Raw genomic sequence first — 20,386 nt, forward strand, 5'->3', positions numbered from 1 at the left:
TTAATCCTCCCCAAGCTTCAATGCCTGTGTAATGTTCATCTTCTTTAATATTGTACGAAGAACAATAAAACAGATAACAAACATTACTACAATAACGATTGTCAGTTTCAAAATATCAAACAGATTAACCGTTATACTTATCGCTATATTATGAGCCTCCGGCAAATATACAACAGCTACCAGCTTTACGAACAGTGCTGTTGCTGCAGCTCCGACTCCGTAACCGGCAAGACTTGCAAGTACGGAGCTGAACATCTGCTCATTGATCAGCATCTTATTGATCTCATGCATACTCATACCCATAGCACGGTAAATACCAAACAGAAGCTCTCTCTGCTTGATGGATGTGATCCAGTAGATCAGGAATCCGATCGTACAAAGAATGACTGCAACTAAAAAGCTCAATGAGAATAAACCATTTGTGATCAGAACCAATGGGGATTCCAGCATGTCTCTGACATCCTGATCAACACTTTCATAACTGTTCAACTGAATATCCTGCTTCTGTACTGCATTAACGGCTTCTTTATAATCATGCCCTGCTGTGAGTCTTCCCCATACCTGATATGGTGTCAACCCAAATGATCCAACTACATATGCATAATTGGCAACAACCAGATAACGCTCATTTTCGACGATCTTACCACTGCTGTCTTTTTCATATGTATATTGATTGAAGCCCGGCCATGCATCAACAATCGCACAGATCGGACCACTTGCCGAACCAAGCTCTACATCTTCGCGTCCTTTGATATCGCTGTATCTCGTATACTTGATATTATCTCCGATCGACAGATCATATTTTTTTGCCAGATTAGATGAAATAATTACACCATTTGAAACAGTCGCTATGCTGTTCAGGTAATTAAACCAGTGTTTATCATTAAGACCGGATTTCAATTCTGCGGTCTCACCAAATTCTTTTGTATTAATACCCATCATAACAGAACCTGACAATTCTGAACCGGCAACGTTAATTGATACATTATCATCATAAATAACACGCGTCAGATCGGAGCAAATACCCGAAAGGCTTTCTGTATATCTCTCATAATCCGGTTCCTCATAATACCAGTGGCTCTGCTTATCCTTATCCAGATATGCACCGGCTTTCCAGCGTTCCTTCAAGATCAGATCCGTTCCCATATTATATTCGATACGTTCCTGATTATTTTCATTGATCGTTCTTGCCATATTCGAATTGAACATACCCATAGCGATCGTCATTACAAGAAATACAGAGATAAAGCCCTGTTTCTTAACCGTTCTTGTAATCTGAAGGAAAGACGCATATACTGCCGGAGACCACTTCTTCTTACCTACGAAATAGATGAACTTAATCAGATATTTAATCAGACGAAGCACCAGAAGACCTACCGCGAAAATAAACAGTGAGGAATTCAGGAAGATCAATGGATCCGGCTTCTTACCGGCTAAAATATTAAGTGCAATATCACTTTTCTGTTTATTGTAGTTGTACAGCAGATATACCGATACCGCTACCAGGATCACATCGAGAAATGCTTTCTCCCAGAACGGTTTGGTACTGATCTTGCCCATTTTGCTCTTTTGTTCTACGATCGAGTTCTTTGCATATTTCAAAACCGGAAGTGTCACAAACAGAACTGCCACCAAAGCTGCAACGAAACTGTATAACAACATTCCCCATGTCAGTTTATAGAAATGAGTATCACCAAACGTAAATTTCAGGAAGGATGTTGCACTTGCACATAACTTACATAACAGATAACCGATCGGAATACCTATTACAATTGCGATTCCTGAAAGAATTGCCGATTGTCCGAAATATATTCCAAGGATCTGTCTGGTACTTGTACCTCTGCTCTTCAACATGGCGATCTCGCCATCTTCCATTTCAAGTATCTGACTGGATACCATATAGATAAATGCCAGCAATAATACAATGATCGGAAGCTCCAGTACCCATATGATGATCATTATAGAAGTTGCATCATCCTGATACTCTGCGAGGATACTGCTGAAATTCTGTGTAAAATTACCATCTGCCTTCGAAAAAGCACTCAGGTAATAACGAATATCCGCTGCATTTGAATGATCGATATATGCATAATCAAGCATATCCGAATTCGTATAATATACAGTAAGTATATTATATTTCCGGATCATCTCATCAAAGGATGCCTTATCGGTAAACATCATTTTGTCAAAATCTGCCGGAGTCTCTTTCCAGTAAATATCACTTTCATCCGATGGTTCAAAAATACCAACGATCGTACATTTCAAAGTATTACCATCCGAATCGGTAAGCTTGTCAATAGATACTACCTCACCAACGACCAGATTATATGTGTCCATATCCTGCTGTGTCATCAAAACCGGATAAGTTCCTTCTTCTACCTTTCCGTTTTCCAGATCATCTCCAAATGCTACATTGATATGTTCCTCCATATCAGGCATATAGTTAATACTGAAAAATCTTCTGGAACCGAGGCTGGTCGTTGCATATGTCCCTTCAATAAACATACGGATCTGTCTGCTTAAAACCGGTACATCGATATAACTGAGCCATTTTTTCTCATAAGCACTTACTCTTGCTTCTACTGCATCTGAGTCCGGATATTCCTTTGTATCACAGGATCCTCCTCTTCCGATCACCGCCGAATATACATTGTTATCTTCTATCGCAGCGTCAAATTTCGATGATAATGTCATATCCATAGCACCGTTTTTGAACATCGGATTACAGGATGCTACTGCAACCAGAAGTACAATACCAAGAAGAAGACATGCATTGAGCCATTTCTTGTTTAATAACTTATGTCCTAAAAATTTAAACATTCCTCTTCTCCTTTCTACTCCTCTGAATCATCCTTCGATTTCTTCGATGTATTCTTACCTTCGTCCTCTATCGCACTCTTGATAATAACATCGCCTTCCGAAAGTCCTGTCAGTATACATACTTCCGTCTGTGTCTCATCTCCGAGAGTAACATATTGTTTTACGATTTCATCGCCTTCAAGTTTCCATACATATTTGTATTGTTTTCCGGATGTCTTATTCTGCTCTTCATAGACCAGGTTTCGCGGAATCGTTACAATACTGTCGAGTGACAGCTGAGCATAATTTACAAAATAGCCTTTTGGTGAGTCATAGAATTTTTCATCATCCACCTTGATATAGTATCTTGTTTCATCTGATGAAGCACTGCTTGTTACATATACTTCACCATCAATTGTTGTTACATATGCTTTCTGTGAATCCGCTGTTGCTCCGATACATCTTCCTGTATACTTATCGCTGTCATCCTTCTGGTTAACCAAAGTTATTTCCTGATTGATCAAAAGCTTTGCATTTGCATCGCCTGATCCGCCATCGGAATCATCGCCGCCGCTGTTATTTCTTCTGCTGTTTCCGCTGTTATCCTTTAACGACAGAGACATCATTTTAGACTCATTACTTCCTATACTGACAACCTTGTCGCCCTCCTGCAGCTGGTAACCGGTACTTACATATACATTCTGAACAACACCATCACTATCTGCATATACACTGATATTGCCTTTTCCGTCATTATTCTCATTCAGCTTATCCCGTTTTGCAATCAACGGATTTACAGTTGCATTATAGTTGATCTTTGCAAGCTGTTCATTATATTTCGCTACTTCTATCTGACATGACAACTGTTCAACCATATAAAGGGTATTTTCACCATCTGCATCACCCGGGGTTGCTGCCTGCTGCTTTTTCTTACCTGATTTATATTCGTTGATCTGTTTTCTGAGATCTGAAATCTGTTCCTCATATCCTGATATATTAGAATCATATTCCGTCTTTGCATCCGTAATCTGACCATTCAGCTCTAAAAGCTCTGCGCTTCCTCCACCACTGTCAACTGTAAATAACAGATCACCTTTCTTGACCTCCTGTCCTTCTGCCAGATCAAATTTGGTAAAATAACCCTCTACCGGTGATGAATATGTTACCTGATTAGTGTCCACCATCTTATAGGATCTGCTGGTTCCTGTTTTTTTGAAATTATTTAATTTGATATCATACGTTGTGTAATCGCTTGGTATGGCCGAATCAGAATCGTAATAAACAAGCTCTCCCTCTGATAAGCCGCTTACTACTTCTGTATAATTATCATCTGATGCACCGATCTTAATATCACGTCTCTCTTTATCACTGCTTTCTGTCTTCACATATACGAAATTCTTATCTCCATCCTGATACAGAGAATCGTTTCCGACAACAAGAACCTGAGATGCATCCGAAGTACTGAAATAAAGAGGTGTAACAGTTCCGGTTTTCAGGATTTTCTTATTATCCGCACCTTTTAGTTTGAATCTGACGTATGGAAGCTTGGATGCACTCTGTGCTGCTGCAATCTCCTGGTTGGTATAACTGTATTCTTCCAGATCATATCGTTTACCGTCGATCATCGTATACATTGTATTATAAACTGCCGCATACCCGTCTTTTGTGATCTGTTCTCCGGTAATCTCAATATATGGATCGTTATAATCTGAAATAATTACAACATTTTCACCGCCTGCAGCAGTTTCGCTGTTTTCATCTGATCCTGACAGATTCTTTGCATATGTAACATAACCGCTCTGGTTTGCCACTAATTTACTGTCAGTTGCAAGTGATTCTTTTTCCTTAATCTGCTGATTAAGTTTTTTCACCTGATATTTATACAGCAGATTATCATAGCGGTTATTTTCTGCATTTACAGCCTTTGCACTCTGATATTCTTTGGCTCCTGCCGTATCTCCTGCCTCTTCACAGGCCTTTATCTTATAATCATTTTCTTTCTGTGTCTGCTCATATATCTTTTCATTAATAGTGTGTGTCTGCTCCTGTGTAGATAATGAAGCCTTTAAATCATCAATTCCTGATGTGGTCTCATCATCATCTGCTTCAGCAAGTACAGTCCCTTTTTCAACATAATCTCCGACATTCACATAGATCTTCGAAATTGTCACAGAGGACTTATAGAAATAGCAATAATCCGTTGGAACTACAGAACCATTCTTTATGATTTTCTTACCAACATCTCCTTTTGATACCGGACGATATGCTTCATTGGTCGATACCGGATCCAACAATTCGGGTGCTTTCTCCGGTTTCTTGCCACAGGAAGTCACACACAACATCAGTGCCATAGATAACGCTACCAGTCGGGCTCCGTAAGATTTTCTTTTATAATTCATATTTATCTTTCTCAATTTATCGTCACCTGCTCTCCTGCTGTTAATCCTGATTTAATAATCGTGGATCCATCTACGGTCTCACCAACTGTTACATCTACTGCCAAACGATAACCATCATCATTAATTGTGTATACATAATACTGGCCTTCTGACTTTTCACATACTGCCTTTTCAGGAACATATACTACATTTTTAATTACCGGTTTATGAATAGTCATCGTTAGTTTATTATCTTCGGATATACCTGCCATATTGTCTACAGGCTCAAAAAGGATTGTTTGCATATCTTTTCCGGTCGCATCATCTGTATATTTCTTAACATCAATAACTTTCATATTGTATTTTGCGACCTCATAATCTGCCTCGTATTCATCTCCAACCTTAAATTCATACGTATCATCTGTAGTTACTGTATAATTTGAGGATCCTGATGCCACCGTTATCAAATTGGACGCGGAATTTGCATATCCATATCCCAGACTGTCGTCAACATAGGTCACTGTTCCGTCCTTTTCCGCAATCAGGCAGTAATCCTTCATCTTCTCATTCTGCTCTTTAATATATGTATCTGCAATTGTCAGATCTTCTTTCAGGCTTTCAATATCATCTGAATAATCTTCCGATCCATCAATCTGCATCAATTTCTGATAATGTTCGATTAAAAGCTGTTTTTCTTCCTTTTCTGCTGTATATTCATCAATCGTCTGCTGAATCTCATCTGCCTTAAACTGTACCATGATATCACCGGCTTTTACACGATCACCTTTTGCCACATTTACTTTTTCAACTTTATAATCATCCTGTTGAACTTTATATGACTTTGTTTCATATTTATCCGGGGAAAGATCTAACTCCAGAACAGGAGCAATGTCACCCGACTGAACTGTAGCTGTATCATATCCTACCTTGGTATATTCATCAATATGGATCGATGGCTTACTGCTTTCTGCCTTCCTGCTGCTACATCCACTGAGAAGGGCTGCAACCATGCTGGCACATAATATATATGTCATACCCTTTTTTATATGTTTTCGCATTGTTTCCTCCTTATTACACATCATTATTATGTATCTGTTTATTTTTATTTAAGAAAAAACCATTGTAATTTTACTCTGTCTTCCTGCTTTATTCAAGCAATGTATCAGCATATTAAACAATCTTAAGGTTTTCTGTATAATATTGTCATTACTTAATATTACAGTCTTCTGCTTTGGTATTATAAAAAAGAAATGTATCATATTTGCATCTTATAATTTTCTTTTTGCACATACATATCGGAAGTAGTATAGCATATAAATATGTCCATTTTGTGGTGAAAAGTCCTGTCATACTGCGTGTGTTTTAATTTTTTGAAAAAAAATGAAAAAACTTGTTGACATTTATATAGCACAGTGGTATTATCTTACTTGCGTCGGCGGTAAGCCGTACGGAATAAGACATGCGGGAGTGCTGGAATTGGCAGACAGGCTAGACTAAGGATCTAGTGCTGGAAACGGCGTGTGGGTTCAAGTCCCATCTCCCGCATCTTTATTTTTAGAAAACCTTTGAGGTTTTCTTTTTTTATGTCCACAAAAGCCTGATGCCGGAAGTTTTGCTTCTAATGTCAAGATTTTGTCTGTAGATATATCTTTATGTAGCAGACCTTTTCTTACATCGGTCCTTAACGATCCACCGTCAGGGGGGAGTTTAGTACCGTTATGTAAGAAACAGAGTGAAAGCGTTCTGCGGAATAAATGATATATCTACAGACAAAATCCCTGACGCGGATACAGCTTCCGACATCAGGGATTTTTCCATCTCAAATTTTTATCATATTGGTAAGTTTCTTTTCTACGTCTTCTAACAGATGTGCCTTAAATGCACTGTAGTACTCATGTGTAAACTGTGTATAAAGGAATTTGTTCCACAGATTACTGCAATATGTACTGTCAAAATCGTAGTAAGAGTCTGTGTACATCATTCCGTTGCTGTATCTGGTCACATCCAGATATGGCTCTTTTCCTGCATAATTCAATCTCATTACCAGATTCTTCTGTTCGCTGCAGCATGCGAATGTCTCTAAAAACATCTTCATCTGCTCTCTTGTTACTCGTTCTACAAACATAATATGTCACCCTCCATGTCCCATAAATTAGCTCAATATATAGTTCTATTATAGTATGAACAGGACAACTATGTAAAGGCAATTATGTCGATGTCCGCCTATTATTTATGATCTTTAAAATAACGGATCACTTGTCAAGGCAAACTTTCTGATAACGCAAAAACAGACCATAACCATCTTCTTCCGAAAATCATCATGATCTGTTTTTATCTGCTTATATTAAATTAAGCAAGCTTTTCCTTTGCAACAGCAACAAGCTTCGCAAATCCTTCAGGATCACTGATAGCCATCTCTGAAAGCATCTTTCTGTTGATGTCTACACCTGCAAGCTTTAAGCCGTGCATTAATTTGCTGTATGAAATATCATTCATTCTTGCAGCAGCATTGATACGAGCGATCCATAACTGTCTGAATTCTCTCTTTCTCTGCTTTCTGCCAGCATATGAACTTGTTAAAGCTCTCATAACTGACTGCTTTGCTACTCTATACTGCTTTGATCTGGCTCCTCTGTAACCTTTAGCCAGCTTAAGTGTTCTGTTATGTTTTTTCTTAGCGCCAACGCCGCCTTTTACTCTTGCCATTCTCTAGTTCCTCCTGATTTATTAGATATAAGGTAAAATCTTCTTCATTACCTTTTCATTTGTTGAATCTGTCATTGTTAATTTTCTAAGATTTCTCTTTCTCTTAGTTGTCTTCTTTGTTAAGATATGGCTCTTGTAAGCCTTGCTTCTCTTAAGACCGCCGTTAGCTGTTTTCTTGAAACGCTTAGCTGCTGCTCTTTTTGTCTTTAATTTAGCCATGTGTGTATTTCCTCCTTAATATATGTCATATTGTAAATTAACGTTTTTCAGTTAAAAACATTATCATACTTCTTCCTTCAAACTTGGCAGGCTTATCGATGACCGCGATGTCTGAAAGCTTCTCGGCAAATTCATCAAGAATGCCCTTTGTCTGTTCTACATGGGCAAGCTCTCTACCTCTGAAACGAAGTGTAACCTTTACTTTATCGCCATGTGTCAGGAACTTTCTTGCCTGATTTACTTTTGTATTCAAGTCGTTAGTATCAATGTTTGGAGATAAACGAACTTCCTTGATCTCCATTGTCTTCTGTTTCTTTCTGGCTTCTTTCTCCTTACGAGCAAGCTCATAACGGTACTTACCATAATCAATAATCTTGCATACAGGTGGTTTTGCCTGTGGAGCGATCTTAACCAGATCAAGCTCTGCTTCCTTTGCAAGCTTCAGTGCATCTCTGGAGGACATAATTCCGATCACCTGACCATCCTCGCCGATCACGCGCACTTCTCTGTCTCTAATCTGTTCGTTAATCATTAATTCGCTAATGACTTTTTACCTCCATTGCATAAAAAATAGTGGACAGCGCAAACCATCCACTATTATATATAAGTACATATTATAATCTACTTAGATATGAACCCGAGTCACTGTTCTTCGTGCTAAGGTGAGAGTGGATACTCTGCTTTCTTGTCTGTCTCTGCTAAACAGCTTCTACAGGTTAGCATATATATGTGCAAATGTCAAGAATTTTTTTACTGTATCCAGCAACTTTTTAATGCTCGCTCTCTTCCGCTTCGATCGGGATAAATACCCGGTCATGGGAGATTGCGGCATCTGCATCCTCCGGCTTTGCAGAACGCTTACGGGCTTCTTCTGCGAAATACATCTGGGAATCCAGCTTTACCTTGCCGCGAAGATCCTGCTTCTCGTAACTGCCATCCGGCTGCATGATGTGAGCCTTTAAAGTATCGGCAAGCTGGATCTTTAAGATGTCCTTGATCCGTTTCTTCAGATCAGGATCTTCTACCGGGAAGGTGATCTCGACACGCTTGTCAAGGTTTCTCGGCATCCAGTCCGCACTACCCATATAGATATCTTCAAATCCATCATTATAGAAATAGAAGATTCTGGAATGTTCCAGGAAATTACCAACGATCGAACGAACCGATATGTTCTCGCTGAGTCCCGGCACACCTGCTTTGATACAGCAGATACCGCGGACGATCAGATCGATCTTAACACCGGCAGCCGATGCATCATATAAGGCTTCCATCACCTTCGGATCACAAAGAGAATTCATCTTAGCAATGATCCGTGCCTTCTTACCCTGTCTGGCATTTTCCGCTTCACGGTTAATAAGCATCAGAAATTTATCCTTTAACCAGATAGGTGCAACTGCCAGTTTGTTCCATTTTCTTGGCTCTGAATATCCGGACAGCATATTAAATACTGCCGTTGCATCTTCGCCGATCGGGTCTGAACAGGTCAGGAGTCCCATATCTGTATATAACTTTGCTGTCTGATCGTTATAATTACCGGTACCAAGATGTACATAACGCTTGATACCATCTTCTTCTCTTCTGACAACCAGTGCGATCTTGGAATGAGTCTTAAGTCCGACCAGGCCATAGATAACATGGCAACCGGCTTTCTCAAGCTTTTTTGCCCATGCAATATTGTTTTCCTCATCGAATCTTGCCTTTAACTCAACCAGAACAGTTACCTGCTTGCCATTCTCCGCAGCCTGCTCTAACGCTGCTATGATCGGTGAATTGCCACTGACACGATATAAGGTCTGCTTGATCGCAAGTACATTTGGATCGACTGCTGCCTGACGGATAAATTCAATAACCGGCGTGAACTCATAATATGGATGGAACAACAGACGGTCATGCTTCTTGATCTTATCAAATATATTGCTGTAGTCACCATTTGAAAATGCTGGCTGTGGAACATATTTCTCATATTTCAGATGATCAAAGCCCGGCAGGCCATTTACTTTCATAAGGAAGGTAAGGTCAAGCGGTCCGTTTATCTTATATACAACACGATCAACCACATCCAGATGCTTCTTTAATTCTTTTAACAGCTTCTTATCCATCGTATCTTCTACTTCCAGACGGATAACCTCACCCCACTGGCGCTGCTTTAACTGCTTCTCGATCTCCTTTAACAGATCGGCTGTCTCTTCCTCATCAATTGAGAAATCCGCATTACGCATAATACGATATGGATGTGCACATACGATATCATAGCTTAAGAACAGCTTATCCAGATTCTTCTCGATCACTTCTTCAAGCAAGATGATCTCTGTCATGCCTTGTCGCTCAGATGGCAGAATGATCACTCTTGGAAGTACAGATGGAACCTGAACGGTCGCAATATCTGTAACGTCTTTCTTCTTATCATAGATCAGCGCACCGATATTTAAAGATTTATTTCTTACAAGAGGAAACGGTCTGGAAGAATCCACTGCCATCGGTGTTAATACCGGATAGATATCCCGCTCGAATAATTTATCTACATATCTGGACTGTTCCGGTGTCAGATCTTCATAATGTCTGACGATCTTCAGTCCATTTGCCTCTAATAACGGAACCAGAGAACGATTATAGGTCTGATACTGATTCTTCATGAATTCCTTTGTTGCAGGAATCAGCTCATCAAGCTGTTCTTCCGGTGTCATTCCGGCGATATCCTTCTTCGTATATCCCGCATTCTTCATATCCTTTAAGGATGCGATACGCACCATAAAAAACTCATCCAGATTGGATGCTGTGATGCTTAGGAACTTGATCCGTTCAAATATCGGAATATTCTTATCCTTCGCTTCACTCAGGCATCTTTTATCAAATTCCAACCAGGACAGTTCCCGGTTGTAAAATAAATTCTTATCGCTCATTTATATGCCCCTCCTTTGTTTCAATACTACTTTTACACCATAGACCTTTTCAAATAAGATATTATTCGTTTTAAACATGCCTGCTTCAAGTGTAATATCCTCCAGCGTATCTGTATAGATCACCAGTGTATTGTCATGTAATGAAATCCTGAGATTTGTAATCTTCTGTTTATAGCTCTTATCAAGCACATCTGCCAGTCGAAGGATAGCGGTAAGCTTGGCCACCTTCATATAATCTGCCGATCCGATCCGCCCGGATGCCCTTAATTCCGACGGAAGGTAAAATCCATTATAATAAACCGCATTTGCGATCTCCTCTCTCTCTTTATGAGAAAGTCCAAGGATTTCCGTCGCCATCACGATATGATAAGAGATCAGGGATACATCCTTCATATTTACAAATTTACCACAGTTATGCAGGATCGCCGCGATCTGTAACTGCAACCGTTCCCGTTTACCAAGTCCGTGTAATTTTCGTATGCTGTCAAATATTGCAAGTGCATTATCCGATACATTCTGGACATGCGCACGATTTACTTTATATTTCTTTGCAATCGTATTCACAGATGCAAGAATATCCTGATCAAAATTCTTGTCCATCAGGAAGGTTCCCTGCTTATCCATATAGTCGGCAATAATACCATCACAGAAGATCACGTTCGGAGTCAGGATCTCCTCTGCCCTGGAATTATCCAGAAATGACTGATAAATAATCGCCATCGGAAGCATCAGGGTGGCACGCTCATATGGAATACCATATCGTTCCGCCAGATCTTCCGGTTTTATGTCAACTACCCGTTTATAGAGAATGCGGAATTGTTCTCTCGATATACTGTTCGCAATCGAAAGCTCCGGACCAACTTTTTTCAGGTTGTTGATACCATCACCGATTGCAATAATACTCTTAATATCTTTATCATTTAAAAACAGATTTCTGAATTCTATGATCGCATTTGATGCGTACTCTTCCATCAGTGTTTCAAGATCTACCGTATCGGAACCGAACCGGGTCAGATAATCACGGATTCGGACTGCACCGATCGGAAGATTCTGTGTCTGTACCAGATTTCTTCTGTCAAAGATCGAAATCTGTAAGCTTCCGGCTCCGATATCAAGCAATGCGTTATTCTTATGAGTTGCCACATCCACATCCATCCCGGTTGCCACGAATGCTTTATAATTCATAAAACGTTGTTCTGAATTACTGAGTATCTGCACATCAAAATCCGTACACATCTTAATTCTCTCAATGATCATAGAAGCATTCTCCGCTTCTCTGACCGCACTGGATGCATATGCCCTGTAATCAGATACATCGTATTCCTTCATCTTTCTCCGGAATTTAATCAACGTGTCACACAGCTTATTCAAATTATTTTCTTCGATATATCCTTTGTTATAGGTATCACTTCCAAGCTCAATGATCGTTTTTACGGTATCAAGCTCCCTCGCACCCTTTCTTGGTGTGATCTCGCAGATCTTCATTGATATCTCATTAGAACCTACATTGATCGCGGCAAATGTCTTTCCTGCCATACTTTCATACACCTCACTTCTTTTTTACACCCCTAATATGTACCGATCAGACGAAAATCCATCGCATCTTCACAGATTCCCTGTAATGCATGTCTTGTTCTTGAATCTAATAGACTGCCTTCCATTGTAACAAAAAAGGCATATTCCCATTTTCTACCGGTAAGCGGTCTTGATTCGATGCTTGTCATATTAATTCCGTTCAGATTTATATGGCTCAATATATTGTAAAGTGTACCACTTTCATCCGGCAAGGAAAAGCGGATACTTATATTTTCAGCCTTTTCCACAAAGATTTTCTGTTTTGACAGGATTATAAAACGTGTCGTATTGTTGTCATTGTTCACAATGTCCTTTGCAAGGATCTGAAGTCCATAAAGCTCTGCTGCAAGCTCACTTGCAATCGCTGCCTGTGTCTTATCTCCTTCTTCAATAACCTTGACCGCCGCTACTGCCGTATTTGCAACACTGCACTGCTTCCACGGCTTCCGGCTCAGATAATTCGCGCACTGAAGCAAACCCTGTGTGTGTGAATATACGGTTTTGATCCGGGAAAGGTCACTGCCCGGCACACCCATTAATGCATGTGCTACATGAACCTCTTCTTCGCCGACGATGGTCACATCATTATTTCCCACCATGTCATAGATTCCATTTACAAATCCGGCTGAAGAATTCTCGATCGGAAGTACACCATAGTCTGCCTTGCCGTTCTTCACCATCTCGATCACATCTCCGAAATCCGGCACATTGATATTCTGGATCTCTTTTCCGAAGAACCTGAACATTGCCTGTTGGCTGTATGCTCCCGGAACCCCCTGATAACAGACAACAGTGTCCTTATCTACTTCTAATTTCTTCACACAGGTAAAATCCTTCATTCCATCACAAACAACCTGAGAGCTGTCATTCGTCAGTTTCTTATTCTCATTTGCCATACCTGCCAGGATCTTATCTCTTGTCTTTACAAGAGAAGCAATCTGTGCTTCTACTGTCCGTAAATCTTCCATATTATATTTATCCATTGTTTTATCTGCTCCAAATACAGGACATTCCGCCTGCAGTCTTTCTATAATATTGATATTGTCTTCAAAATTATGCAATACCATTAAATGCACATGCTCATTCATTTTTCCCGGTTTATTCTTCGTTCCGTTCCAGCTCGTCAAGCAGCTCCCGGATTGTCCTGCCATTGACCGGATGTCTCTTATAGCCTGCTATATTGGACAACGGCTCTAATACAAATTCCCGCTTGCACATCTCTATATGTGGGATATGGAGATTCTCCTCATCACAGACAAGATCATCATACAAAAGAATATCGATATCCAGTGTTCGTGGTCCCCAGTGGATAAGGCGTTCTCTTCCGGCATCCTTCTCAATCGCATTGATCAGATGTAACAGTTCATCCGGTGAATGAAGTGTCTCCACCTCGATACAGCCATTTAAGAAATTATCCTGTTCCACGCCACCATATGGCTCTGTCTCGATGAAATCGGAAACCTTTGTCACCTTGGTATATTCATCTTTATTTAATTCATCAATCGCAAAATCGAGATAGGATTCCCGGTCGCCCATATTCGAACCAAGTCCCAGATAAGCAATGTGTCTCTTTCTTCGTATCTTTACTGACACTGTCTGAAGAGGCATCAATACCGGTGCCCATGGTTTCTCAACCTCTACTTCAACCTCTGACATCGTCGGATATGACAGAAGGATATTCGCCGCTACTTCTTCTGCGACTGCTTCGATCAGCTTATACGTATGCTCTTTCATCGTCTTTTCAACCAGATTACAGATAGCTCCATAATCAATAGACAGCTTCAGATCATCCCGGATCCCTGCCGCCCTTGTCGATGTATACATATCAATATTAATTACAAATTTCTGTCCAAGCACATTTTCTTCTTTAAAAACCCCGTGATTGGCAAATATTTCCAGTCCTTTTATGCTGATTCTATCCATCCGACGCCTCCTGTCTGTTCTCCCTTTTACCAGATCAAACTTCATCTTTTTTATTTATGATTCATTGAAATTTTTCTTCTGTTCATTGAATCATTAAGTACTGCTTCATTTTCTCTTATTGACTGTATTAACTATGCATGATCGCCCATGCCATCTGAAGTGCGCGCGCATTTCCTTTTACATTATGCACACGGAAGAACCGGCACCCCTTCATAAGCCCCATGACCGATGTCGCGATCGTTCCTTCTTCCCGCTCTGTAACCGGAAGATCAAGAGTCAGACCGATCATGGATTTTCTGGATGTGCCAAGAAGAACCGGCAGCTCCCATTTGTGCAAAAGCTCCAGATGATTCATCAAAGCAAGATTCTGTTCTAAGTTCTTTGCAAATCCGATTCCCGGATCTACCATGATCTTCTCCTTCTTCACACCTGCATTCAGTGCCATCTGAACAGATTCGTCCAGATCTTTAACAACGTCGTTTAAATAATCGGTATAATCCATTACCCTTCTGTTATGCATCAGACAACATGCCACATCATGTGAAGCAACGATATCTGCCATCCTTCCATCCCATTTGAAGCCCCAGATATCATTGATCAGATCTGCACCTGCCCGGATTCCGGCTTCCGCCACGCCAGCCTTATAGGTATCCAGTGAAATTACGGTATCAAATCGTTCCCGGATCGCCTCGATCACAGGAACAACACGACCAATCTCCTCATCATCTGAAATTAATGTATAACCGGGTCTGGTCGATTCTCCACCTACATCTATAATATCTGCGCCATCCTTTATCATCTGCTCTGTAGCATACAATGCATCATCGAACTTATTATGTGTTCCTCCATCGGAGAAAGAATCCGGTGTCACATTCAAGATTCCCATTACGTATGGTTTTTCATTCAGTTTAAATTCTTTGTTCCCTATAATCATCAGTAGACCACTCCTTTGTTCTTTTCGTCTTCCTTCCAGTAACACTCGTCATAAACCTCACAGTCAAAACAACGTCTGGAAAGCTTGTCTGCCCTATATATCACATAGGAAAGCCCCTCTGCTTCCTTCCCTGTCGTATTATGTTTGCTGATTGCTTCTAGGATCAGCTCTGTTTCCTCACCGGAAAATCCGGTTGCCAGCAAAATACTCCGGCTGTTGCGGACACTTGCCAGATGATGTTCTTCGCTGGTCTGATAGCTGACCGCCCGTCCGATATCATGTAATAATGCTGCCGCATAGATAAGCTCCGGTTCCAGTCCCAGCTTCTCCTCCAGATTCATCAGCATTCCGATCCTTGCTACATCCAGACAATGATCAATCCCATGACAGCAGAATCTCCGCTCTTTCTCCGATCTCCTGATCTGCTCCATCCAGTCTTTATATTCTTCATTCGCTAATATTGCGTTGACTCTGTCCATCGTCATTTCTTCTCTGTAGTCCTCTCCTGGTTTATCGTACTACTTATCCGCGGTATCAGCGGTCCAATAAAAGATAATGAACCAAATACCACGATCACCGGCTCTGTCAATTCTTGTGCCAGTGTTTCCGCCTGTCTCTGCGCAGCAAACACATCCTCTGCCGTATCCACCGGCTTTCCGTATGAACGATAGCATTCTGCCAGAATCTCCTTATCAAGCGCCCGTGGATTATCCGGCGTTACCGTTATGATAAAACTTGCAAATGGTGCCATGATATCCACCATTTTCTCATACTCTTTATCTGCAAGAACACCACAGATATAGATCAACGGCCGCCCTGTAAAATATGCCCGGATATTCTCTCTGAGACTTCTCCATCCGCCTTCATTATGTGCTCCATCAATATAAGTCAAAGGCACATCCTTAATCTTCTGGAATCTGCCCTCCCACAACGTCTTTTTTAATCCGTTCTTTATACTCACATTTTTTAAATCAAACTGTTTTTTTATACAATTACAGACCTCAATTGCGGTTATACTGTTATAGATCTGATAGATTCCGGGAATCCCCAGCTCATACTCCTGTCCTTTATAACAAAACCTGCTTCCATGCAGATCTTCTGCTATGACCTGCAGTTGGTCGGTATCTGCCATGATCGGTTCTATCTGCATTTTATCACATTTTTTTAGCCATATCTGTCTCATCTCATCCTGCATCGGATATGCCACACACGGAACCTGTTCCCGAAGGATCCCCATCTTCTGTTCCAGAATCTCCTGCAATGTATCACCAAGAAACTGCATATGATCTCTGCTGATGCTTGCAAGCACGGTACAAAGCGGCTGTTTTACCACATTTGTCGCATCGTTCTTTCCTCCCATTCCGGTTTCCAGTAACACGATATCGACCTTTTTCTGCACAAAATACAGAAATGCTACCGCAGTCTCAAGCTCAAATGCGGTCGGAATCGGAAGCCCGGCTTCCTCCATATCCTCGCAAACCGGGATCACAGTCTCCATGATCCGTGCAAATTCCGATTCCTTCATATAATGTCCATTTATCTGAAATCGTTCCAGATATGTAAAGATCGTTGGGGATATATAGCGTCCGACAACATACCCTGCATCCTCCAGAATATGCCCGACAAATGCGAATATAGAACCTTTTCCGTTTGTTCCGGCTATATGAACGACAGGAACCCGATCCTGTGGATTCCCCAGTCTTAAAAGTAGTTCTTTCACTGTCTCCGTTCCGTAGACACTGCCTCTTTTTCCCGCTTCTTTCATATATAGATATGCTTCTTCGTATGTCATTCTTTAGCCTCTTTACTTGATTATGTATAGATAAAATATAATGAACTATTTCTAATGTGTTCTATGTTGGATATGCGGTGTATCATCATCAATCGGAAGGATCTCATATCCATGTTCCTCTAATTGTTCAATCAGTGACGGCAGAGATTCCACTGTTTCATGACAGCAATCCAGATCATGCATCAATATGATCGTGTCATCATAATTTAATGCATCCTTCAATATATTCTTTACAAGCTGATCCGGTGTCTGTCCGGCAATCACCGCATCATTATTCAATGCATTCCAGTCAAAATACGTCAATCCTGCCGAGTCCAGATAGTCGATCAGGTCATTCACCGGTACCTGCGTAACACGGTTTGAACTTCCACCCGGGAACCTGTAATACCGGCAGTCCACTCCTGTAACATCATACAATAATTTTCTTAATTCCTCAACATCATTCACGAAATTGTCATAGCTTGCATAGATCGTACTATATTCATGGGAATATGAATGGATCGCCAGCGTATGCCCTTCCTCCACGATCCGTTTGTACATGGGATAGTATCGTTCATTTCTTCCTATTACAAAGAACGTAGCTTTAACGTTATGCTCTTTTAAAATATCAAGGATCTCTCCGGTCTGATCGGATGGGCCGTCGTCAAAGGTCAGATATGCCCGTTTTCGCGTCACTGCCTTTGATGACATGGCAGCCACGCTGTCTGAATCCGGAAATTTATCTTTCTGATCGATAATGAATTTTCCTGTAAACAATAAAAATACGATCAGTGCAGCAACCAGAATTATATTTTGCCAATAAGCTGCAAAAAATCGGTCACACTCTTTTAACGCTTCATTGGCTTTTATGTGGGATAAAACTGTTTTTATTATTTTCCTCATTTTTATAAGATCTTCCGTTTTTTATACATCTATACTCCTAATCTGATATTTTTATTCGAATAAAAAACAGGAAATGTCAGATACTATTTTTATCAAATGGAAAAGGAGAATAAAAAATGAAAAAATCATTTCTTTTATGCGCATGTCTGGTTGTCATGGCATTTACCCTGACTGCATGCGGCGAGAAAAATAACCCTGAAACAACCGGTACAACAACCGGGAGCAGTACAGAGGACAGCAGTTCCACAGAAAATGGAAATAATTCAAACGGTACAGGTTCTGTAGGTAAGGATCTCGGTAACATGATCGATGATGCCGGAGATATTGTAGATGATGCAGCAAAGGATGTATCCGATGCTCTGACCGGAAGCTATGATACTTATGACCATGCTTATAAGTATTTTATGGATCAGATTCCCGGTGACTCTAAAAACTATGAAGTCCGTAATAACGACAAGGATCTTACTGATTATAACTCCGGCAGCATGGGCTACCACTTTGAGCTTCATGACACCAGAAAATCTGACAACTCTAAGGTTGGTGACTTCTATGTAGATTCTACCTCCGGCAAGGTCTACAAGGCAGTCTCCGGCTCCGGCGTGTCCGAATTTGACTTCTCAACCTTGAAGTAGACCACCTTTAAAAAACGGAAGACAGGGTTACCTATTATTATGCAAGACGCTTTCGCTCTACCTTCAACGCAGTGGTACGTAAGGCTGCAAAGTACGCAGCCTAAGTACCAGCGCTCAGGCAGGCTTGCTTCATAACAGTAACCCTGTCTTCCATTTTTTTTACGGTATCAAAAAAGGACGATAACCATATTCAGACAAACAGAACTGGTCGATGGTTATACTATTATGTAGCAAGCCTATCCGAATGTCGGTCCTTGATGAGCTGTATAAACAGCGAATCTAGTACCGCTACATGAGGATAGAGTGCAAACGTCTTGCGTAATAATAGGTATAACCATCGACCAGTTCGTCCGTTTTAAGATTTATCGTCCTCTTTTTTGACAATTTCATGGGTGATGGGATTTACGACTACGCCCATCTCCTCTGCCATTTTGAGGTAGACATCCATCTCATGGTCTTTTCTCTGCTGTTCGCGTTTGCGGATAGCTTTTGACCGGATGATCTCCACGATACCGAATACGATCATACAGCATCCAAAGAAGATCATCACAGGGCTTAAGGTACCTATACACCCCTTTACCAGACAGATCGTTCCGATTCCGATCATGATGATTCCCATTACCAGATTAAACATTTAACTTTCCTTTCCTGTATAAAATGCATCTTTTCCTGCTTTTTCCATCATTTTGTCATACTGATCGTACATTCTCTGCACGCTGTTTTCGAGTAAATAATAATGCCGGATATATGGGATCAGTAAGACAAACAGTGCTGCCGCTAACAGTAAGATCTGTATTTTTTCCGTTACCACAAAGGTCACACAACAGCCTACCGTAAGGATTGCAAATAAGATCGTCACAAGAAGATGGATCAAACGCTCATGCATGAAAAATTCAATCTGCACCAGATGTCTCCGCATCTCCTCATCAAAATCAACATCATCCCTTGCAAGCAGTTTATCTACATATACCAGATATTCTTTGATTCGTTTTGCCATATTCGATCACCTAACCCATATTTGCCTTATTCAGGAAATGATTCCATCCGGCAATTACCTTATCATAATAAAAGCTTACTATATAAGAATCTTCGTCAACATCAACGATCATCTGATAACACTTCTTATCTGCTTCCGGCTTACCACCATAGAAGATATAGTTCTCTTTGAACTTTCCAAATATCTTTTCATACTCATCTTCCGCAAGTTTCTGATCCGGAACTTCTTCTACCAGATTATCATTTGCATCATAATACTTATGACCTTCCAACAATACCGCTTCAATGACCGGATTCTTAAACCGTATCTCCATCTGATCGGCATATTTGTCTGTATAGTATTCGTTCTGAGAATTGTTATCCTTTACAACCGCACCTTCTACATAGAGTTCCAGCCATCTTGCCCGAAGCCCTTTAAGGGAAGCTGCTTCGCCATCTGTTTCCACTTCTCCGACTCCGACAAGCTTCATTTCTTTGATCTGTGCATCCCGTAACTGAATGGTTTCTATCTCATTTGTACTCTTAAATTTCATATTTTATACACCGTCCTGAACAATTTTAACTGCCTATAACTATAAACTGTTTTTCATAGCTTGTAAATGGAATTTAAGACAGAAAAATAAGAGGAACCCGTCTTACAGGCTCCTCCT

19 protein-coding genes, 1 tRNA gene and 1 other annotated feature are annotated in these 20,386 nt (G+C 40.6%); of the genes, 2 read left to right on the plus strand and 18 right to left on the minus strand.

Going from position 1 to position 20,386, the window contains the following annotated elements:
• From DWW43_RS07220 to DWW43_RS07230, 3 genes are read right to left on the minus strand one after another with little or no spacing between them, the layout of a single operon-like run.
• On the minus strand, positions 1-2,820 hold the full coding sequence (locus DWW43_RS07220) for an ABC transporter permease (protein ID WP_119963159.1): 2,820 nt from the start codon (positions 2,818-2,820) through the stop codon (positions 1-3).
• A gap of 14 nt (positions 2,821-2,834) precedes the next feature.
• Positions 2,835-5,213, minus strand: coding sequence for an efflux RND transporter periplasmic adaptor subunit (locus DWW43_RS07225; protein WP_119963160.1), 2,379 nt, complete (start codon positions 5,211-5,213; stop codon positions 2,835-2,837).
• On the minus strand, positions 5,210-6,235 hold the full coding sequence (locus DWW43_RS07230) for a hypothetical protein (protein WP_243104424.1): 1,026 nt from the start codon (positions 6,233-6,235) through the stop codon (positions 5,210-5,212). Before DWW43_RS07230 ends, DWW43_RS07225 begins: the two co-directional genes overlap by 4 nt.
• 403 nt (positions 6,236-6,638) lie before the next feature.
• Here DWW43_RS07230 and DWW43_RS07235 point away from each other — a divergent pair.
• Positions 6,639-6,722 (plus strand) — tRNA-Leu (locus DWW43_RS07235).
• Positions 6,723-6,996: 274 nt separating this feature from the next.
• Here DWW43_RS07235 and DWW43_RS07240 read toward each other — a convergent pair.
• From DWW43_RS07240 to DWW43_RS07295, 12 genes are all read right to left on the minus strand, one after another.
• Entirely contained in the window at positions 6,997-7,302 is a 306-nt protein-coding gene (locus tag DWW43_RS07240; protein WP_008401521.1) for a hypothetical protein, read from the minus strand.
• Positions 7,303-7,526: 224 nt separating this feature from the next.
• On the minus strand, positions 7,527-7,883 hold the full coding sequence (rplT, locus tag DWW43_RS07245; protein WP_008401519.1) for a 50S ribosomal protein L20: 357 nt from the start codon (positions 7,881-7,883) through the stop codon (positions 7,527-7,529).
• Positions 7,884-7,904: 21 nt separating this feature from the next.
• Entirely contained in the window at positions 7,905-8,102 is a 198-nt protein-coding gene (gene rpmI / locus DWW43_RS07250; protein ID WP_008401518.1) for a 50S ribosomal protein L35, read from the minus strand.
• Between the two features lie 37 nt (positions 8,103-8,139).
• A complete protein-coding gene (gene infC, locus DWW43_RS07255) occupies positions 8,140-8,634 on the minus strand; it encodes a translation initiation factor IF-3 (RefSeq protein ID WP_008401517.1) in 495 nt (164 codons plus the stop codon).
• Positions 8,635-8,661: 27 nt separating this feature from the next.
• Positions 8,662-8,791, minus strand: a sequence feature (ribosomal protein L20 leader region).
• A gap of 81 nt (positions 8,792-8,872) precedes the next feature.
• Positions 8,873-11,002: an RNA degradosome polyphosphate kinase gene (locus DWW43_RS07260; protein WP_119963162.1), complete on the minus strand. Its 2,130-nt coding sequence runs from the start codon at positions 11,000-11,002 to the stop codon at positions 8,873-8,875.
• Entirely contained in the window at positions 11,003-12,538 is a 1,536-nt protein-coding gene (locus tag DWW43_RS07265) for an HD domain-containing protein (RefSeq protein ID WP_008401515.1), read from the minus strand.
• Positions 12,539-12,570: 32 nt separating this feature from the next.
• Positions 12,571-13,728: a prephenate dehydratase gene (locus DWW43_RS07270; RefSeq protein ID WP_243104425.1), complete on the minus strand. Its 1,158-nt coding sequence runs from the start codon at positions 13,726-13,728 to the stop codon at positions 12,571-12,573.
• A complete protein-coding gene (gene folK / locus DWW43_RS07275; protein ID WP_044945318.1) occupies positions 13,676-14,500 on the minus strand; it encodes a 2-amino-4-hydroxy-6-hydroxymethyldihydropteridine diphosphokinase in 825 nt (274 codons plus the stop codon). Before folK ends, DWW43_RS07270 begins: the two co-directional genes overlap by 53 nt.
• A gap of 127 nt (positions 14,501-14,627) precedes the next feature.
• Positions 14,628-15,434, minus strand: coding sequence for a dihydropteroate synthase (gene folP / locus DWW43_RS07280; protein ID WP_008401512.1), 807 nt, complete (start codon positions 15,432-15,434; stop codon positions 14,628-14,630).
• Positions 15,434-15,913, minus strand: a complete 480-nt coding sequence (locus tag DWW43_RS07285) for an HD domain-containing protein (RefSeq protein ID WP_044945426.1) — start codon at positions 15,911-15,913, stop codon at positions 15,434-15,436. The genes folP and DWW43_RS07285 overlap by 1 nt, the downstream gene beginning before the upstream one ends.
• A 2-nt stretch (positions 15,914-15,915) precedes the next feature.
• Complete coding sequence (locus DWW43_RS07290) at positions 15,916-17,226, minus strand: folylpolyglutamate synthase/dihydrofolate synthase family protein (RefSeq protein ID WP_119963163.1); 1,311 nt, start codon at positions 17,224-17,226, stop codon at positions 15,916-15,918.
• Between the two features lie 51 nt (positions 17,227-17,277).
• Positions 17,278-18,108: a polysaccharide deacetylase family protein gene (locus DWW43_RS07295; RefSeq protein ID WP_008401509.1), complete on the minus strand. Its 831-nt coding sequence runs from the start codon at positions 18,106-18,108 to the stop codon at positions 17,278-17,280.
• A gap of 116 nt (positions 18,109-18,224) precedes the next feature.
• Between DWW43_RS07295 and DWW43_RS07300 the strand changes: the two genes are divergently transcribed.
• Positions 18,225-18,740: a hypothetical protein gene (locus DWW43_RS07300; protein WP_008401508.1), complete on the plus strand. Its 516-nt coding sequence runs from the start codon at positions 18,225-18,227 to the stop codon at positions 18,738-18,740.
• A gap of 355 nt (positions 18,741-19,095) precedes the next feature.
• Here DWW43_RS07300 and DWW43_RS07305 read toward each other — a convergent pair whose 3' ends face one another.
• Genes DWW43_RS07305 through DWW43_RS07315 form a run of 3 tightly spaced genes read right to left on the minus strand, consistent with a single transcriptional unit; the run spans position 19,096 to position 20,269 of the window.
• On the minus strand, positions 19,096-19,374 hold the full coding sequence (locus DWW43_RS07305; protein ID WP_008401506.1) for a DUF308 domain-containing protein: 279 nt from the start codon (positions 19,372-19,374) through the stop codon (positions 19,096-19,098).
• Positions 19,375-19,737, minus strand: a complete 363-nt coding sequence (locus tag DWW43_RS07310) for a hypothetical protein (RefSeq protein WP_118675334.1) — start codon at positions 19,735-19,737, stop codon at positions 19,375-19,377.
• A gap of 10 nt (positions 19,738-19,747) precedes the next feature.
• Positions 19,748-20,269 (minus strand): hypothetical protein, encoded by a 522-nt coding sequence (locus DWW43_RS07315; protein WP_119963164.1) that lies wholly within the window; start codon positions 20,267-20,269, stop codon positions 19,748-19,750.
• Positions 20,270-20,386: the final 117 nt, after the last annotated feature.

The organism is Clostridium sp. AF15-41, from assembly GCF_003604095.1.
Lineage (GTDB): Bacteria > Bacillota > Clostridia > Lachnospirales > Lachnospiraceae > Coprococcus.

Coding starts and splice junctions, on each gene's coding strand:
- DWW43_RS07315 (WP_119963164.1), bottom strand. CDS start 20,269: ATGAAATTTAAGAGTACAAATGAGATAGAAACCATTCAGTTACGGGAT.
- DWW43_RS07305 (WP_008401506.1), bottom strand. CDS start 19,374: ATGTTTAATCTGGTAATGGGAATCATCATGATCGGAATCGGAACGATC.
- infC (WP_008401517.1), bottom strand. CDS start 8,634: ATGATTAACGAACAGATTAGAGACAGAGAAGTGCGCGTGATCGGCGAG.
- folK (WP_044945318.1), bottom strand. CDS start 14,500: ATGGATAGAATCAGCATAAAAGGACTGGAAATATTTGCCAATCACGGG.
- DWW43_RS07290 (WP_119963163.1), bottom strand. CDS start 17,226: ATGACATACGAAGAAGCATATCTATATATGAAAGAAGCGGGAAAAAGA.
- DWW43_RS07260 (WP_119963162.1), bottom strand. CDS start 11,002: ATGAGCGATAAGAATTTATTTTACAACCGGGAACTGTCCTGGTTGGAA.
- DWW43_RS07295 (WP_008401509.1), bottom strand. CDS start 18,108: ATGAGGAAAATAATAAAAACAGTTTTATCCCACATAAAAGCCAATGAA.
- rpmI (WP_008401518.1), bottom strand. CDS start 8,102: ATGGCTAAATTAAAGACAAAAAGAGCAGCAGCTAAGCGTTTCAAGAAA.
- DWW43_RS07300 (WP_008401508.1), top strand. CDS start 18,225: ATGAAAAAATCATTTCTTTTATGCGCATGTCTGGTTGTCATGGCATTT.
- DWW43_RS07240 (WP_008401521.1), bottom strand. CDS start 7,302: ATGTTTGTAGAACGAGTAACAAGAGAGCAGATGAAGATGTTTTTAGAG.
- DWW43_RS07230 (WP_243104424.1), bottom strand. CDS start 6,235: ATGCGAAAACATATAAAAAAGGGTATGACATATATATTATGTGCCAGC.
- DWW43_RS07285 (WP_044945426.1), bottom strand. CDS start 15,913: ATGGACAGAGTCAACGCAATATTAGCGAATGAAGAATATAAAGACTGG.
- rplT (WP_008401519.1), bottom strand. CDS start 7,883: ATGGCAAGAGTAAAAGGCGGCGTTGGCGCTAAGAAAAAACATAACAGA.
- folP (WP_008401512.1), bottom strand. CDS start 15,434: ATGATTATAGGGAACAAAGAATTTAAACTGAATGAAAAACCATACGTA.
- DWW43_RS07270 (WP_243104425.1), bottom strand. CDS start 13,728: ATGGCAGGACAATCCGGGAGCTGCTTGACGAGCTGGAACGGAACGAAG.
- DWW43_RS07220 (WP_119963159.1), bottom strand. CDS start 2,820: ATGTTTAAATTTTTAGGACATAAGTTATTAAACAAGAAATGGCTCAAT.
- DWW43_RS07310 (WP_118675334.1), bottom strand. CDS start 19,737: ATGGCAAAACGAATCAAAGAATATCTGGTATATGTAGATAAACTGCTT.
- DWW43_RS07265 (WP_008401515.1), bottom strand. CDS start 12,538: ATGGCAGGAAAGACATTTGCCGCGATCAATGTAGGTTCTAATGAGATA.